Here is a 16,364-nt window from a genome sequence, read left to right on the forward strand (position 1 = left end):
GGAACCACTTTGGTGGTTCCTTTTACTTTTAGTTTAATACAATAATACGGTAATCTTCTAATGAAGATAAATTGTATATTTCTTGTTTGATGACCTTTAGCCCATATTCTATATACAAAAGCATGCTTTGTGTGATTTCATCTTCATTTAAAGCAACTTGCATTTCATTAATAATTAAATGTTTAAAGAGTAAAAACTCTTTATCTTTAATTATATTATCTGGGATTGTCCATTTGGTTTTTCCGTCTTTAAAGTCATCATTTATTTTTTCTGTAGCGTTAGCAATACCTTTTGCTAACGCTATTTTTACCCCCTGTGGTCGATCAATCTCAAGTACTTCACAGAGTAGGTCAAGGGTTTCTTTACCTGTTCCTGAGAGGTTCATTCTTCTATTTGCCATAATATCACACCTTTATAAAATCAAAATACCCATCGCGGATAACTGTATATTTCTTTGATTGGTCATAATCAAGCATGTATTGCTTATATGAATGCTCTTGCATGAAATTAATATAGTCTTGGGTAATTTCTGTATCCGTAGATAAGATAATTACCTGTTCACTAAGCTCTTTATAGTAATGGTTAATTAAATGATTTCGATGATAACTGTCTAAGCGTCCTAGTGGTGTATCGATTACCATAGGAAGAGCTAAATCAGAGGCTTTTGTTAGGGCCCAAATTAGTGACGAGGAAATCATTTGCATTTCACCAGCAGATCGGTCTTGAATACTAATTTCTTGATTACGATCGTTGTACAATCTAACAGTATACGTTGAAATATCAAATTCAATTTTTCCAAATTCATCTTGTTTACGGAATAATCGACTTAACATTGAAGAAAATTCTTCACGAATAAAGCTTGCTTTTAACTTTGTCATTTCATGTACATATGAATTCATAGTATGAATCAACTTTTTGACATAAATTAATCGTTTATTTAGAGCATCATAATCTGCACCTTGATCAGAAAGACGGGTTAGCTGGTTTACAACGGCTGTTCTTTGTTCTTTAATTTTATTTAACTTTGCAATAATTGATTTATATTTTAAGTTAAGTTCTCCTAATTTTTTAGTTAGGATATCAATACGTTCATTTTCTGCGCTAATATCAATCGTTTCAGGTGCATTTCTAATTTCAATTTCTAATGCCTCTAATTCAAGATTCAGCTTCTCAATTTTATTTATTAAATCTATAACATAACTATTATTTCTAGCAGGGAGATTTACAAGGTAGTTATAGTCTTTATTTGAAATATCGTGAATATCTACGTGATCTTCGGATATATCTTTTTCGATATTATTTTCTTTAACCCAAATTTCTCTCCCGATTTCCTTGAGTTGATTTAATTGCTCATTTGAAAGGGGAGGAGTGAATGGTTGGTTTAATAATTCATCCATAAATTTTTCATAAGGCATTAAAGAAGCGTCTTGTATTATTTTCTTTTGACGAATATCATACTCTAATTTTAATCTGTTCTGTAGTACTTTAGTTTTTTCTTTTAGAATGATGTTTATAGCGTTATTGTTGAAATAGTTTTCAAATTGCTCTTTAGCTAGACGTAACTCAGTTGCTAGACCTGATTGTTTTTTTACAATAACCTCTCTTGATTTGGAGTTAGTTGTAATTTTTTCATTACGTTCATTTTTCACTTCATTGATTAGATCGTCGAATTTCTTGCGTTCAGAAGATATAAGTTCTTTTCGTTTTTCTAGATGTTGGATTTGCTCTTCGTATTCTTTTAAATTGGCATCTAAACTTTTTAGTTTATTTTGGTCAACCGCTTTGGCTAAATTCTTCTCTATGCCAGTCTTAATAGAAGAGAGGTCAGATAGTAATAATTTATAGGTTTCCATCCCAGTAATTTTGTGAATAGCTTCTTTCATTTCCTCACTATTTTGTCGTAAAATGATGTCTTTAATTTCTTCGCCATCAAAAATGAAAAATGGTGCAGCGTGATATGGAATCATTTTATCCATAAAGCGATTAAATGTATCTATATTATCAATACGTACAGTTTTACCAATCATTGCACCAGGCTTTTTCACAGTTAAATCACGGTTTTCACTAATTAACCTTTTGTTGTGATCAAAGCCCCATTTAACTTTAAGAGTCCATTCTTCATTTTTATCCGTTTCAATAGCAAGAGTTACAGAACAATCTCTCCCACCTTCGTCAAAGAAGGTATTGTTAATAACATTAGAAAATACACGTTTATGCTCAGCAGGTGAGAATCCTCTTTTTCCGAATAAAACATATAAAATTGCTTTTAAAATTGTAGTCTTTCCAGCCCCGTTTAGGCCGCCTAATAAAATAATATTTTTTTCGCCTTCTTCACGTACCTCTTTTGGGATATAGAAGTCAACTTCTTGATGTCCATAATACGTTTTATAATTATCAAAAATAAGTTTTTTAAATAACATTATGTAGTCACCTTTACTTTATTTTGCATAAAAATCAATTAAATCTAGGTAATCTTTTTTTCTGTGATTTTCACTTGTGTTTTCATATGAAAATTTTTCAGCAGAACGCAATAAGTCATATGCTAGTTTTGTTGATAGGTCATTTTCTTTACAAATTTTTGCTAGTAATTCTAGCTCTTGTTCTTTTAATTTATTCATTTTTACCACCTTTAATATGAGCATGAAGTATAGGAATATCTTATATATAATATTACCATATTTTAATGGGTGTTTAAAAATAGAGAAAGTTGTAATTTTAAGTAGGGAGGAGCTATTAACGTAGATATAAAATTACTAGATTAGTAGTTAGTAAGGAAATAAAGAAAACAGAAAGGGATATGCCTTTCTGTTTTCTTTATAGATTATTAAAAACATCCAACTCTTCTAAACTAGTAGTAGAAGAAAGTGAGAACCTAATAGTAGAACGCAAATCATCCATAGATAATCCGATAGCTTGTAATACATGACTTGGTTTACTTGAGCTACAAGCCGATCCAGTAGACACGGCAGCTACTGGAGCAAGAGTCCTCACAAGCGTTTCGTTGTTTACACCTTTAAATATAACACTTAATATTCCAGGTATTTTATCTTGAATATCATTGTTAAACTCAATATGATTTTGAAATTTGGTTTTTAGAATATCAGCTAATTTGTTCTCTAGTTGCTCTAATTTATAAATGTTTTGTTCCAAATTAAGATATGCGATTTCTGCAGCTTTTCCCATTCCGACAATATTATGGACGGGTAGTGTGCCACTGCGTATATCACGTTCTTGTCCGCCACCGTGAAGTAGAGGAGTGATTTGGATTGGTAATCCTAAATTATCTTTACCTATTATGGTTACCCCAATACCTTTTGGACCATGAAACTTATGAGAAGAGCAGGATAAAAAGTTTATACCGTCTATATCTGAAAGAGAGAATTGTATTTTTCCAACTACTTGTGTAGCATCTGTATGGAAGAATACTTCATTCTCTTTGCAGATTTTTGCGATCTCGTTGATTTGGTTTAGAGAACCAAGTTCGTTGTTGCCCCACATAATTGAAACGAGAAGAGTTTTTTCTTGTTGAATAGCTTTAGTTAGTTCTTCCAAATTGATTCTGCCATATTGATCTACATCAAGATATGTGACCGTATAGCCATTTGCTTCTAAAAATTTACAAGTTTCTATGATAGAAGGATGTTCTACTTTAGAAGTAATAATGTGATTGCCTTTATCTTTATGATAATGAGCGATGCCTTTCAAAATAAAGTTGTTACTTTCTGTAGCACCACTAGTAAAGATTACTTCATCAGTTTCACAGCCTAATAATTGAGCTACATGTTTTCTTGCTGTTTCAACAGCGTCTTTAGCATTTTGGGCTAATCCGTAATATTTACTTGAAGGATTTCCGAATTCTTCAAGTAAATATGGCAACATTACTTCTTTAACTTCAGGTAATAATTGTGTTGTTGCACTATTATCAAGATAAAGCATAGAGATCACTCCTTACCGTATTTTAGCAAGTTCATTGTGAATTTCTCGTTGTTTCCAGCATGTTTATATTCGCTGTCTAATAAGTTAATTCCGCGTTCTAAGTGAGCGTTAAATAGGGTAGGAAAGTATTCATTATCAGATACTTCACGTCCCGCATGCTGAGTGATTAAGCATTTATAAATAAAATCATATTCTCCAGTTAATGTGTGGCGATTGATTTCTAATCCACCGGCTTCTTTATCTGTTAAAGCCTCAGGAAAAGTTGGATCAGTTAAAGATAATCCAACTGCTAAACGAGCTAAAATATTTGGTGTTAAATTAGTAGGAGCTTGTAATTCTTTTAGTTTATCTGATACTCTTTTAGAAATCTTTAAACGGTAGTTCATTTTGCTTGCTCCTTATTAAAGTTGAAATATTGATCTGTAACATTCACTTTTCGTAGTTCTGTATCAAATTCTAATAAGTATCCATGGGATACAAAGTTTTTCAGTAAATTATAGTGTTTTTCATCAACTTCAGAGTTAGTTGACAAGATTAAGACTTGCTCACCACATGCAGGGATGAAATCTACTAAAATATTATGTTTATGTGTTTGATCAAGGCGACCTAAAAGTGTATCGAATATGAATGGAACACGACGACCAGAACATTTGAACATTGCCCAAATTAATGATAGTAAGAGAATTTCTTTTTCACCTGCTGATAATGTTTCTTTTGCTACATGGTCACGATTATTATCATATAAAGTTACTTCAAACGTGCTAGAATCAATGCGTAAAGAAGAAATATATTGGTGTTTACGCATTAATTTATTCAACATTTTTGTAGCTTCGATTTGTACTTGTTGTAATTTCTTTTGATGTTGTAACATTTGAAACTCTGTACTTAATTTCATAATACTTTGGGCAATTAAGAATGTATTTCTCGTTTTGTTACTTTGTTGTACAATATTCTGTTTTGAGTCGATTGTATTTTTTAATGCTTCTAAAGTCTCTTGTCTAGTTTCTAAAATACTTAAGTTTTCTTCTACTTCTTTTTCTAACTTAAAGATTTTTTCTTGTGTTTGAGTCATAGTTTCTAACATTTGTGCAAACTCATTTGTAGAATCATTAGTAGAAATTTTCTTTCTTAGTTCTTGTGCTTGAAGTAAGTTTTCTCTATTTTCTTGAAGTAATTGCATATATGTGTCATGAGATTCTCTTTCAACTTGTTGTGCCGCTACTTCGAATTGTGTGCGTTGTGTTGGTGAAACTCTATGGATATACTCAACATCTGTATCATTAGGCTTAATAATATTGAAAATTTGTTTTCTCAATTCAGCTGCTAAATCATTAGGAGCTGAGACTCCAGGTAAACTTTTAGCTAATTCAAGAGCGCGTTCTTCAGTTAACTCTGAAGTTAATTGGTTTGCTAATGATAGTTTTTCTTCATTTTGTAATTGATTTTTAGTAGATAGTAATAAGTTTTTGTTTAGATAGAAAGGTAAAAGCGTTTGAATAAATTCTCGAACTTTTTCAGAATTAGCTTTTCGATGTGCTTCAATTTCTAATACTTGTCTATTTAACGTTTCACGTTCTTCTTTAATTAAACCACCATGTGTTTCAAAATCCTTTTTCAATAAAGAATAAGATTCTTTTGATTCTTCTATTTGCTGCTGTGCTGTTTTAATTGTGTCTTCAAGATCTTCAATTTTTAAAGACTGTTCTTTCTCTTGACGCTGAAGGGTAAGGATTTCGCTTTCTATAGAAGAAAGATGTTCTTGATCAATTTCTTGTTGTAAATAGTTGGTCAAATCACCTTCTAAATTTCGGAATAAATCTAAGTTGAATATAACAGTAGATAATTCTTTTAAATAAGAGGATAATTTATTTTCATTTATTATTTTTGAAATTTCTTCGCCATCAAATAAGCATAGATCAAATAATTTAGGCGGGAAATTCTCTCGTAGTCTTGATTCGAAAATATCTTTTTCAGCATCATTTAAATAATGACCATCTTTTTTTACAGTGAATTTTTCTTTTATAGCGCTGTTTAAAATGTTCCAAGATCTTTTGAATGTATAAACATGGCGTTTGTAATTTTCTACTTCACTAAAGGTAATTGTAATACTAAAAGGATTTGTCTCATCTTTACGAGCAGAAGCATTTAAATACCCATGGACGCGCTTATAGTAATCATTATTCTCTGTCTTATATCCATAGCCGAAACAACCAAATAATCCTAGTTTTATGGAATTTAAAAATGTTGTTTTCCCAGCACCATTTTCTCCGCCTATTAAAATTACTTTCTTTTTTGGGGAGGAGATAGACAGATCGAAGGTATTTCTTTCCGTATAAGCTCCTATGTTTTCTAATTCTAGTTGTTCAATTAACATAAATTTAACCTCACCCTACAAATGTAAGTAGTCTTGCTTTAGTACTTTTTCAATTTCGTTCATTAATCCACGACGAACTTTATAACCTGAAAAATCTTTTTCAAGTGATATAAGTTTTTTTAATGCTTTAAAGTCTACGTTGTGTTTGCTACATAATGATTCTAAATCTGTAATTTGTTCATTATCAAATAATGGACGATCATCATACTCCCAGTTTAGGTCATATCCCATTACCTCTTTAAAAATGCTAGGTAAAGAATCTTCCCAATCGCCATTTTCTAACCAGTAACGACGAATAACACGTAATTCTTCTTCTTTAATTAATTCAAAATCCTCTTCTTCAGGATGTTGTAAATCTCTTTGGACAATAAGAAGTCTGCGTAAAATCTCTTTTCGCGCGTTCAGTGTAAAGGGACCTAAACCAAGTTGTCCGATTTGATTATTATCAAGCTTTACTAAAATTTTTGGATCCTCAGGAGAACTTAAATCAATATTGTTTATTGCTAAATAAGACTTTAGTTCATCCCTTTCTAAAATTGTAAATTCTTCTAATTTAATCATTTGTTTTGGACGACTAGATTTTTTTGGAATGATTACATATTCAATATCATCTTTTACTTCAGTTTTTAGCGGGTTAAAGTAAATTTGACCACCTTTACGGTATTTCATACGAAATGTTCTATCATCCCGAATCCCAGCTAACCAATTTCTGAATTCTAATAAAGGTTTCATCCAATCTGATCCACTAAGAATGAAGCCGTTTAATGCTTTATCTTCATTTACTACTGTACATACCCAACAACCGAAGCGACTGTTTCCACATGAACCAGCACTTTCTTTAATGGTTTTATCTACAACAAGAGGGCATTCACCACTACTTGAATCTTGATAAAGCTTATTTAATTCATGGTTATCGTTGCCCCAAGGAGATGGATTTTCCAGTAAGTAGTCCCAAACGTTATTTAAACTAAACTGTCTAATCGGTGCAAAAACATATGCATTTGTTAACGTGGAATGGCGCATTAAATCTTTACCTTCAACGGTATGGGATTTAAGAACGTTATCACGAGTAGCACTTTCATTCTCACGAACACCAAGGACCATGATTACTTCACCGAACGTAGAAACTTTGTCCATTACAAACGCATTTGCTGGTTCAATTTTTAAGCGATCTGTACACCAGCGAAATTGTTGGTTTGGTGATGGATAGCCTTTTCCGATAATATTAGCCCAAAAAGATTGTTCGTATTTTGGTTTTACTTTATGCGTTTCAATAGGAAGATCACGTTTTAAAGCTTCTTCTTGGATTCGATGTAAAGTAACATTGATAGATTGAATAATTAGCGGTGTTTCTACAAGTGTATCTGATGAGATTACATATACTTTCTTGTGTAATTGCTCTGTAGGTAATTCACTTAAAGCTTCAAAAACAAGCTGAACGACAACTGTGGAATCTTTTCCACCACTATAACCAACGACCCAAGGGCGGTCGTCAGCACGATAAACTTTTTTTATATGCTCTTTTGCTTCAGAGACAAAGTCATTTTTATTATTTATTAAATCAGTAATGAGATTATTTAACATTATCATGCTCCTAACTGGAATTTCTCTTCTATCTTTTGTTCTCCTTCTGTCAAAGGAAGACCTAATTTTTCTTTTAGTTTGTTTGCGGTTAAAGTGACTGTTTCTTTTGTCTTTTGTATGCGACCATTTGTATTGAAAGCTCGTCCTAACCAATCGGAAGAATTAGAACGACTGTAGTCGATGTCTGCTAAAAGAGAAATGTATTTTTTCCAATCTTTTGGATGATTTTCAAAAACATATTTTCCTACTAAACCAACAGATTCAATGAATACTCCATGCCCGACAATATAATGCATTCGAAGTTCACGAGGGTTTAGTTCTTTTTTGTAAACTAAATTCCATTCGACTATTGTATCACAAAGAATGTTCCAAAATTCTTTTAAGAATTGTTCTTCTTTTTCTGTAATTAAGTCACCCTTTGTCTTTCCTAGTAATCGAAGGTTTGTATTAAATATGTGATTTAAAGCGAGAATCTTCGGTGAGTTTTTAGATAAATTGACTTTTTCTTTGTCGGTATATCGAGATAGTAATTCATTTTCCTCGACAATTTCTTTTGTAACTAATGCTAACTTATCCCTATGATCATATAAAATACCGATAGATGAAGTTGTATTAACTGCATGGCGGTTAAGATCTGAGAAAATTTGTTGGGAATTTCTTAAACCTTGATCATGATAGAACACAACCGAAATCGTTTCATGTCCTAATTCTGGTGAAAGCTTTATCGCCTCTTCGATAGCTGCTCTTCGGTGTTGTCCATCATTAATCAGGAACTTAGAATCCAGTGAGATACGAAGTTGTCCTAAATCTTGAAACGACTGATCAGAACTAAATGGTTGGAATTCAATATCACCATCTATAGATGCTGTTAGGGATGAAAAAACATAATCATTTTGATTTTCAATGATATAATTTGTGATTTCTGGGATTCTAATTTTATTTAATATCCTTTGGGCACGATGTTCAGCAGGGATTTCTTCCTCGTCAAATAGAAATATTTTAGGAATTAAGCGTAAAGGGCACATTACAACAAAGTACTCCTTACCACCTTGCTTTCCACGTAAAGCGGGGAAGTTATAGCTAAAACCATAATCCATTCATTACATCTCCATTCTTTACGTACGTAATTTATATTTTTTATTATAAAATAGATACAAGTGTTCGGCAAGAATAGTAACTCGATTATATGAAATTTAATATTTTCCATTAATGGTGCTTGCACCTCCCCCAACGTCACCCCCTAACCTAAAAGAGACAAATTAAAAGGGGGGACAAAACTAATTATGAAAACCACCACAAAAGAAAAAAGAAACACCATAATCATGCTATTACTCTCAGCCGTAATAGGAATCTTTTCACCAATACTCATGTACATCACACTGGCACGTAAAAATGAGGTGTACAAATACCATTGCCGAAAGGTGTTCAACTTTCATTTATTAATCTTTCTTCTATTTAATATTAGTTTGCGTATTAGTGATGTTTTGTTTTGGATTGTGTTTGCTCTTGAGGTCGTTCAAGTGATCATTGTTGCGTGGAAAGTAATGCGCGATGAGCCATATCGTTATTTCATTCGAATTCCTTTATTTAAAGAAGATAAGTATGTCGTGGAAGGAGAATAGGTGTGAAACAAGAAATGGAGGTAAGGGGAAAGCGAACTTTTATCATGATTGCAGTATTGTTTATTGCGATTTATATTGTGTTACGAAAAAGAAAGTATGAGTACTTTTATGATGGTATTAGTGAGTATGAAAATCGTTATAGAGGGAATGTTCCTTTTTTATTACTTGTTGTAGGTTTGTTTCAATATTATCGGTAGAATGAGATGAATTTTTCTCATATGATTCAGTATGTGAAAGAGAAGTTATCGGAGTAGGTAATGATATGGCATGGATGATTAGTGAGTTTGCAAGTGTTGCGGATGTTACGGTGCGGACGCTTCGTTATTATGACAAGATTAATTTATTAAAGCCGAGCGATTATACTGAGGGTGGGCATCGGTTATATACGAAGGATGATTTGTATGTGCTGCAGCAAATTCAATCGTTTAAGCATCTCGGTTTTTCGCTTGGGGAAATTCAAAATATTATATTACAGCGGAATGTAGAGACTGAAGATTTTTTAAGACAAATGCATTTTCAAAGGGAATTGCTGTTGGCAGAGCAAGAAAGAATTGCGAAGGTGCTTTCGCATATGGATGAGATGACGAAGAAGTTTCAAAAGGAAGAACGAGTGGATGTCGCTTTGTTTTCTTCGTTTTTGCAAACTTTTATATGGGAGAAAGAAAATAAGGAATGGCTAGAGGAACACTTTTCAACGGATAGTGTTCGAGCGTTTTATAATAATAAGGAACTAAAAGAAAAGTTTGAACAGCGATTTATGGATGTGATAGGGAAGTTGAAAAAGTATAAGGTAGAAGAGAAAAATCCGGGTCATCAAGACGTTCAAGTTACCTTGAAGGAATTTTTCAATGTAATAGAAAAAGTAAAGAATTATCTTGATACACCCCAAAGCGATATAGAGGATATAATTCAAAAATCAAACCTCCCACTATCCGAATTCCCAACCATCTTCACAACTGAAGAAGAAACCTATATAAAAGAAGCAATGCAGCAGTTTAACAGCTAGTTAAACTGCTTTTCTATTATAATGGAAGAAAAGTAAAACGGAGGGAAATCCCATGCCAATCTACAACAAACTAATCCGAAATAAAATCCCACAAATTATAAAAGCTAACGGAAAAATACCTACAACAAGAATCCTAAACGAAGATGAATACATAGAGGAACTCTGCAACAAAACCCAAGAAGAACTAACCGAATACCTAGAAGCAACAGCAAAAGAACATAAACTAGAAGAACTATCCGACCTACTAGAACTAATCAACGCCCTAGCCGAACACGAAGGCACAACACTAGAAGAAATTAACAACATCCGTAAAAAGAAAGCAGAAGAAAGAGGCGGCTTCTCAGATCGAGTCTTCCTAATCGAAGTAACCGATAACTAACCCCTCCTAAGCCCCTTACAAGCCCCTACCAAGTAATAAATCACTAAGAAAAAACATAACAAAACAAAAACACCAACAAACACCGTAGTAGTAGTCAAAAAAAATTTAAAATAACACGCCAAAAACCCGCTTAGTCTCCCATATATATTATGAAGGGGCTTTTACTTTTGAACGGAGACGGGAGGAATTAGGATGGCGGTATACCGTAATGTGCAGGTGAATTTTTGGCAGGATGATTTTGTTTTGGATTTGACGCCGGAGGAGCGGTATTTTTATGTTTACTTATTAACTTGTTCGAAGACGACGCAGTGCGGGATTTTTCCTTTTCCGAAGCGGTTAGCTGAGATAGAGACGGGTTATAACCGGGAGACGGTTGATAAGCTTGTGCAGCGCTTTGTTGATTATGGGAAGATTCTTTATGATGCGGATACTCGGGAGTTATTCGTTTTGAATTGGCTTCGTTATAATCCTGTGACAAATACGAATGTGGAGAAGTGTGTGCTTCGTGAGCTTAAGGGTGTGAAGAATAAGGAGTTTGTACATATGTTTCTTCAGAAGTGCGCGGAGGAGGAGCTGAATGTTCCGATGCTTTTAGCGCATTTCGGTATGCCTGGTGATTTGGCTGTGGATGATGTTGAGCCGATTTGTGAGGAGACAGAGGAAGAAGGGGTTGTAGAGGAAGAAATGGGAAGTCGTGTGTTTTCTTTTTATGAGCAACATTTCGGTAGTTTGTCTCCTTTTGCGGTGGAGGAACTGAGTGCGTGGATGGATGATTTGTCGGAGGAGCTGGTGCTGAAGGCTCTTCAAATTTCGTATGAAAATAAAAATCGGAAGATGGCTTATGTGAAGGGGATTTTGCGTGGTTGGCACGGGAAAGGGTTTACGAAAGTGTCTGAGGTTGAGGCGGATGCTGCGAATTTCAGGAAGAAGGGGTCGTCTGTTAGTACGGGGGAGACGGAGCATTTTTTGGCGAAGTGTGAGGAGTGGGAGAAGAGTGTGCCGTCAGAGGAAGAGTTGCAGCGCTTTTTAGCGGAGCGCGGGTGGCGGCCATGAGTATTCAAAATGTGGAGGCGGAGAAGACGGTGTTAGGTTCTCTATTAATTGATGGAGAGCTTATTAAGGAGTGTCGTTTGACGGAGCAGTATTTTTCTATGCCAGTACATAAGTCTATATTTCAGTTAATGCGAAAGATGGAAGGAGAGGGGCAACCGATTGATTTTGTGACGTTCATTTCTCGGGTAGATCCGAAGTTTTTAGAGGGGATCGGGGGAATGGAGTATTTTATAGGGTTAATGGCTGGTGTGCCTACTACTAGAAACTTCTCATATTATGAGGGGCTTGTTCGAGGTGCCTGGAAAATGTATCAGGCTGGTGTTCTTGGGCACAAGATGGGGGAGCGTCTTATTGCGGAGAAGAGTGAGAAAGTTATCGGTGAGACGATTACGGCACTTTGTGAGTTAGAGGAGAAAGACTCTGTATGTGAGTTTGATTTGAAGGATGCGTTAGTTGATTTGTATGAGGAGCTTCATCAAGATGTGAAAGAAATTACTGGTATTGAGACTGGTTATACATCGTTAAATAAAATGACGTGCGGATTGCAGGAAGGTGATTTTGTCGTTCTTGGTGCGCGTCCTTCTATGGGGAAGACTGCGTTTGCGCTTAATGTTGGATTGCATGCGGCGAAGTCTGGAGTAGCGGTTGGATTGTTTTCGTTAGAGATGAGTAGTAAGCAATTATTGAAAAGGATGGCGTCTTGCGTAGGCGAAGTGTCAGGAGGTAGGCTGAAAAATCCGAAGCATCGTTTTGCGATGGAAGATTGGGAGAAGGTAAGTAAGGCGTTTGCGGAGATTGGTGAGTTGCCATTTGAGATTTACGACAATGCAGGCATTTCGGTACAAGATATTTGGATGCAAACTCGTAAGTTAAAGAGGAAGCACGGTGATAAAAAGATTTTAATTATTGTAGATTACTTGCAGCTTATTACGGGCGATCCGAAGAATAAGGGCAATCGATTTCAAGAGATTAGTGAGATTTCTCGTAAGCTTAAGTTATTAGCACGTGAGTTAAATGTTTGTGTAGTAGCGTTATCACAGTTATCTCGTTCTGTAGAGTCGCGGCAAGATAAGCGTCCGCTTTTATCAGATTTAAGAGAGACGGGACAGATTGAGCAAGATGCGGATGTTATTATGCTTATGTATCGCGAGGATTATTACGATAAGGAAACGATGCAGAAAGAGATGACGGAGATTCATGTGGCGAAGCATCGGAATGGGCCTGTGGGCAGTTTTAAGCTGAGGTTTATGAAGGAGTTTGGACGGTTTGTGGAGGGAAAATAGTGAAAAGACTGAAAAGACTGGAGTATCACTTTGCAAATAAAATAAAGCATAAGTGTTCTATTTCATTCACTTATGCTTTATTTTTTGATTCTTTCAATATGCTTCTTATTTCCCCATAAAGAAAGATTTTCTCTCAGCAGTAATCCACTGCTGCAAGTCATCTTGGCTACGTCGGACAAGTCGATTTACTAAAACATCATGCCATACATAATCCTCTAATAAGTATATATGAACGGGGTCATCTGTATAAAAAGCAATATTACGCTCTTCAAGTGATGGTCCATAAATCATCTCTTTAGAATCTATCGATACAATAAACCAATGTTCTGTAGACAAGGTTTCTGTATAAGGTGTTATGCGATGGGCTTCTAGATTTTTAATGGGATTTTCAACATGCAGGGTAATACCTTGTATTGTAACTTTATCAGCTACTTCAGATAGATCTTCTTTTAATGCTTCATACATCTCATCCCACATTGAAATGACAATACGTCGTTCTGCTTTTTTTATTAATGCCTGACAATAGCTAATGATTGTTTGATTGTCTTTTAAAGTAATTACTCGATTATCCGTTTTTTCCTCGGAAGTTTCTAGTTTTTTTAATGAATCACTTATTCCTTCGTAAGTAGATTGCCATTCTGTTTGCGCCTTCTGTAAAAAGATTTCAACAGGTAGAGGTGAATAGCGGGTGGTGTCATTTATTTCTTCTTTCATGACAATTCCTTTTTCTACAAGGTTACCTAAAATCTCATAAATTCGCGCTCTTGGGACACCCGAATCTTTACTCACTTGATAGGCTGTGACAGGCCCCTGTTTAACAAGAGATACATAAGATTTAGCTTCATATTCATTGAAACCAATTTTTTTAAGCTGTTGCACTATGTAGTCCACTTTTTTCGTCCTCCGATGTTTGCTTTTATCCCGCTTTAACGGGCAGTAAGACTCCCACCTCAAAATTCAGCGGAAGCAAAGAAGTTAGGTGGGGGTCGGGCTGCCCGTTAAAGCCCGATTGGTGAAGGCTAATAATCAGTGGGGGTGAACAAAACCCCCCACTGATTAAAGTTTCACTTTATATTTCAACGTTACAATAACTATTTACATTTAGCAAATTGATAGTTACTATTATAATAGTGACTAAAGGGGAGGTTAATAGTATGGATTTTTATTTAGACCCATCTGTATTAATGATCTTGATTGCTTTTGGATTTTTAGCTGCATTCATTGATTCAGTTGTAGGTGGTGGTGGACTCATTGCTTTACCCGCTTTATTATTTACAGGACTGAATCCAGCAAGTGCAGTAGCTACGAATAAACTAGCATCGACAATGGGAAGTGCAACTAGTAACATTGTGTTTTATCGTTCTGGTAATCTTGATTTGAAATCGGCGTTTAAATTAGTTCCACTCACTTTCATAGGTTCTATAATAGGGGCATGGACTGTTCATTTAATGAATCCAGAAGTATTGAAGCCATTAATGCTGATCATGCTTGGTGTGGTCGCTATTTATACGATATTCAAGAAGGATTGGGGAAGTATTTCCACTCATAAAAAATTGTCTGGTCGACACGTCATTATTTTTACTTTTTTTGTTTTTGCTATTGGTTTTTATGATGGATTTCTAGGGCCTGGAACAGGTTCGTTTTTAATGTTTTCTCTTTTATTTATTGGGTATGATTTTTTAAAAGCAGCAGGTAATGCGAAGCTTCTTAATTTAGGAAGTAATGTTGGTGCATTGTTGATGTTTATGTATGTAGGGCAAGTAAACTCTGCATATGGTTTTATAATGGGGATTGCTCAAATTGCTGGAGGGATTGTTGGCTCCAAATTCGCTATAAAAAAAGGAAGCGGGTATGTTCGGGCTCTTTTCATTACAGTAACTTGTTTATTGTTAGCGAAAAATCTGTATGACTATATTCAGTAAGTAATTAAAGAACGTAGAAAAGGTCAAAGATGCCTACATAGAATATAACAAGATACCAGGAGAAAATTCCTTTTAACATTTTTTAGATGCTACCTTGTTTGAAGATAGCATCTAAAAAGAAAATCTAAGTGAAGAGAATAAAAATAATATAAACTCATATTTTTCTGGGGTATGTTTATTGATTATATTGAAATGTTTACTCTATATTCTTCTTATAATTAGGCCGCAACAAACTCTTAAAATCCACCTCAGCAATTAACACACTCAATAATATAAGCGTAGCCCCTAAGTATCCTTTTCCTGTCAGCGTTTCACCTGTGAAAATGAAAGCAAAGCCTGCGGAAAAGACAGGTTCTAATGAAAAAATAAGACCTGTATGGGTAGGTGTAGTGTATTGCTGGGCAATTACTTGCACGATGAATGCGACTGCGGTGCAAAATATGCTTAAAGCTAATATGATTAGCCATGAGTCGATCGTGCTAGGAAGTTTTGGTGTTTCTATAATGAATGAGAAAATAAGACTAAATAGGCCGACGAAACCGAGTTGTATGACTCCAAGTGCAATGGAATTCACATGTTTCGTTACGCTTCCAGTAATGATGACGTGGATCGCATAAAACAGGGCAGACAGTATGCAAAATATATCGCCGTTACCGATTTTGAATTCGCTCGTTAATGTTAATAAGCCGATTCCTATTATCGTTAAAATGATTCCTACTATAACTTTCTTTTCTGGAATGTGTTTTAAAAATATAGCTGATAATATCGGAATGAAAATGACTGTGAGACATAGTAAGAAACCAGCATTAGAAACACTTGTATACTTTGTACCGAAAGTCGCGAAAATGTAAACGATAAATAAGACAGAAGCGAGTATAAATGCATATTTTACAGTTTTAAAATCGATCTTAAATAAATGTTTGTAAAATATTAAACCTGATAAAAGAAAAGCGATAATAAATCGTAATGCGATTAAATTATATTCTTCTATGCCATCAAGTCCAAGCTTTGTAAGTAGGATGGATGCACCCCAAAAGAATGTAACTAGTAGTAGCCCTAAATCCGCTTTTAATTGCAGTTTCATTTCTATTCCCTCGTTATGTATAAAATTTATAATCCCATACCCCTATCCCCATTTTTTTATTTTAATATTAATTCTGAATATTTGTAACTTAAATTTATCGACGTTTTATTTCATTGATTTA

The 16,364-nt window shown here is 34.5% G+C and carries 17 protein-coding genes; 7 read left to right on the forward strand and 10 right to left on the reverse strand.

All coding sequences use genetic code 11. The annotated features are described in order from the left end of the window. Positions 1–28 precede the first annotated feature (28 nt). From ACTFRM_RS01235 to dndB, 8 genes are all read right to left on the reverse strand, one after another. On the reverse strand, positions 29–400 hold the full coding sequence (locus tag ACTFRM_RS01235; protein ID WP_000013618.1) for a hypothetical protein: 372 nt from the start codon (positions 398–400) through the stop codon (positions 29–31). Between the two features lie 4 nt (positions 401–404). After that, entirely contained in the window at positions 405–2,420 is a 2,016-nt protein-coding gene (gene dndD / locus ACTFRM_RS01240; RefSeq protein ID WP_000897699.1) for a DNA sulfur modification protein DndD, read from the reverse strand. A gap of 18 nt (positions 2,421–2,438) precedes the next feature. Next, the gene (locus ACTFRM_RS01245) at positions 2,439–2,618 is read right to left on the reverse strand and encodes a DNA modification system-associated small protein (protein ID WP_001037503.1); all 180 of its coding nucleotides are present in this window, start codon (positions 2,616–2,618) and stop codon (positions 2,439–2,441) included. A 196-nt stretch (positions 2,619–2,814) separates the two neighbouring features. Beyond that, positions 2,815–3,936 carry a cysteine desulfurase DndA gene (gene dndA, locus ACTFRM_RS01250; protein WP_000966084.1) on the reverse strand — a complete coding sequence of 374 codons (1,122 nt, stop codon included), beginning with the start codon at positions 3,934–3,936 and terminating at the stop codon, positions 2,815–2,817. Positions 3,937–3,941: 5 nt separating this feature from the next. Then, a complete protein-coding gene (dndE, locus tag ACTFRM_RS01255; RefSeq protein ID WP_001109532.1) occupies positions 3,942–4,322 on the reverse strand; it encodes a DNA sulfur modification protein DndE in 381 nt (126 codons plus the stop codon). Further along, positions 4,319–6,310 carry a DNA sulfur modification protein DndD gene (gene dndD / locus ACTFRM_RS01260; RefSeq protein ID WP_000904413.1) on the reverse strand — a complete coding sequence of 664 codons (1,992 nt, stop codon included), beginning with the start codon at positions 6,308–6,310 and terminating at the stop codon, positions 4,319–4,321. The genes dndE and dndD (ACTFRM_RS01260) overlap by 4 nt, the downstream gene beginning before the upstream one ends. Before the next feature lie 15 nt (positions 6,311–6,325). Next, a complete protein-coding gene (gene dndC, locus ACTFRM_RS01265) occupies positions 6,326–7,894 on the reverse strand; it encodes a DNA phosphorothioation system sulfurtransferase DndC (protein WP_000933832.1) in 1,569 nt (522 codons plus the stop codon). A 2-nt stretch (positions 7,895–7,896) separates the two neighbouring features. Then, positions 7,897–8,991 carry a DNA sulfur modification protein DndB gene (gene dndB, locus ACTFRM_RS01270; protein WP_000384435.1) on the reverse strand — a complete coding sequence of 365 codons (1,095 nt, stop codon included), beginning with the start codon at positions 8,989–8,991 and terminating at the stop codon, positions 7,897–7,899. Positions 8,992–9,177: 186 nt separating this feature from the next. On the opposite strand from dndB, the gene ACTFRM_RS01275 reads away from it, so the two are divergent. The 6 genes from ACTFRM_RS01275 to dnaB all read left to right on the forward strand — a co-directional run bounded on the left by ACTFRM_RS01275 (position 9,178) and on the right by dnaB (position 13,237). Continuing rightward, positions 9,178–9,516: a DUF4870 domain-containing protein gene (locus ACTFRM_RS01275; RefSeq protein WP_000859138.1), complete on the forward strand. Its 339-nt coding sequence runs from the start codon at positions 9,178–9,180 to the stop codon at positions 9,514–9,516. A gap of 2 nt (positions 9,517–9,518) precedes the next feature. Further along, on the forward strand, positions 9,519–9,713 hold the full coding sequence (locus ACTFRM_RS01280) for a hypothetical protein (protein ID WP_000807035.1): 195 nt from the start codon (positions 9,519–9,521) through the stop codon (positions 9,711–9,713). A 65-nt stretch (positions 9,714–9,778) separates the two neighbouring features. After that, positions 9,779–10,522 carry a MerR family transcriptional regulator gene (locus tag ACTFRM_RS01285; RefSeq protein WP_000312418.1) on the forward strand — a complete coding sequence of 248 codons (744 nt, stop codon included), beginning with the start codon at positions 9,779–9,781 and terminating at the stop codon, positions 10,520–10,522. 52 nt (positions 10,523–10,574) lie between these two features. Continuing rightward, positions 10,575–10,901: a nucleoside triphosphate pyrophosphohydrolase gene (locus ACTFRM_RS01290; protein WP_001123431.1), complete on the forward strand. Its 327-nt coding sequence runs from the start codon at positions 10,575–10,577 to the stop codon at positions 10,899–10,901. 192 nt (positions 10,902–11,093) lie between these two features. Then, positions 11,094–11,954: a DnaD domain-containing protein gene (locus ACTFRM_RS01295; RefSeq protein WP_000312048.1), complete on the forward strand. Its 861-nt coding sequence runs from the start codon at positions 11,094–11,096 to the stop codon at positions 11,952–11,954. Beyond that, positions 11,951–13,237, forward strand: coding sequence for a replicative DNA helicase (gene dnaB, locus ACTFRM_RS01300; RefSeq protein WP_000027303.1), 1,287 nt, complete (start codon positions 11,951–11,953; stop codon positions 13,235–13,237). The genes ACTFRM_RS01295 and dnaB overlap by 4 nt, the downstream gene beginning before the upstream one ends. A gap of 105 nt (positions 13,238–13,342) precedes the next feature. Here the strand turns inward: dnaB and ACTFRM_RS01305 are convergent, their stop codons facing one another. Continuing rightward, complete coding sequence (locus tag ACTFRM_RS01305) at positions 13,343–14,128, reverse strand: TrmB family transcriptional regulator (RefSeq protein ID WP_000384619.1); 786 nt, start codon at positions 14,126–14,128, stop codon at positions 13,343–13,345. A 263-nt stretch (positions 14,129–14,391) separates the two neighbouring features. Here ACTFRM_RS01305 and ACTFRM_RS01310 point away from each other — a divergent pair, with 263 nt between their 5' ends. Further along, complete coding sequence (locus tag ACTFRM_RS01310; protein WP_000348426.1) at positions 14,392–15,159, forward strand: TSUP family transporter; 768 nt, start codon at positions 14,392–14,394, stop codon at positions 15,157–15,159. A gap of 196 nt (positions 15,160–15,355) precedes the next feature. Here the strand turns inward: ACTFRM_RS01310 and ACTFRM_RS01315 are convergent, their stop codons facing one another. Continuing rightward, a complete protein-coding gene (locus ACTFRM_RS01315; protein WP_000776039.1) occupies positions 15,356–16,243 on the reverse strand; it encodes a DMT family transporter in 888 nt (295 codons plus the stop codon). Positions 16,244–16,364 lie beyond the last annotated feature (121 nt).

The organism is Bacillus cereus group sp. MYBK227-1, from assembly GCF_051916325.1.
Lineage (GTDB): Bacteria > Bacillota > Bacilli > Bacillales > Bacillaceae_G > Bacillus_A > Bacillus_A cereus.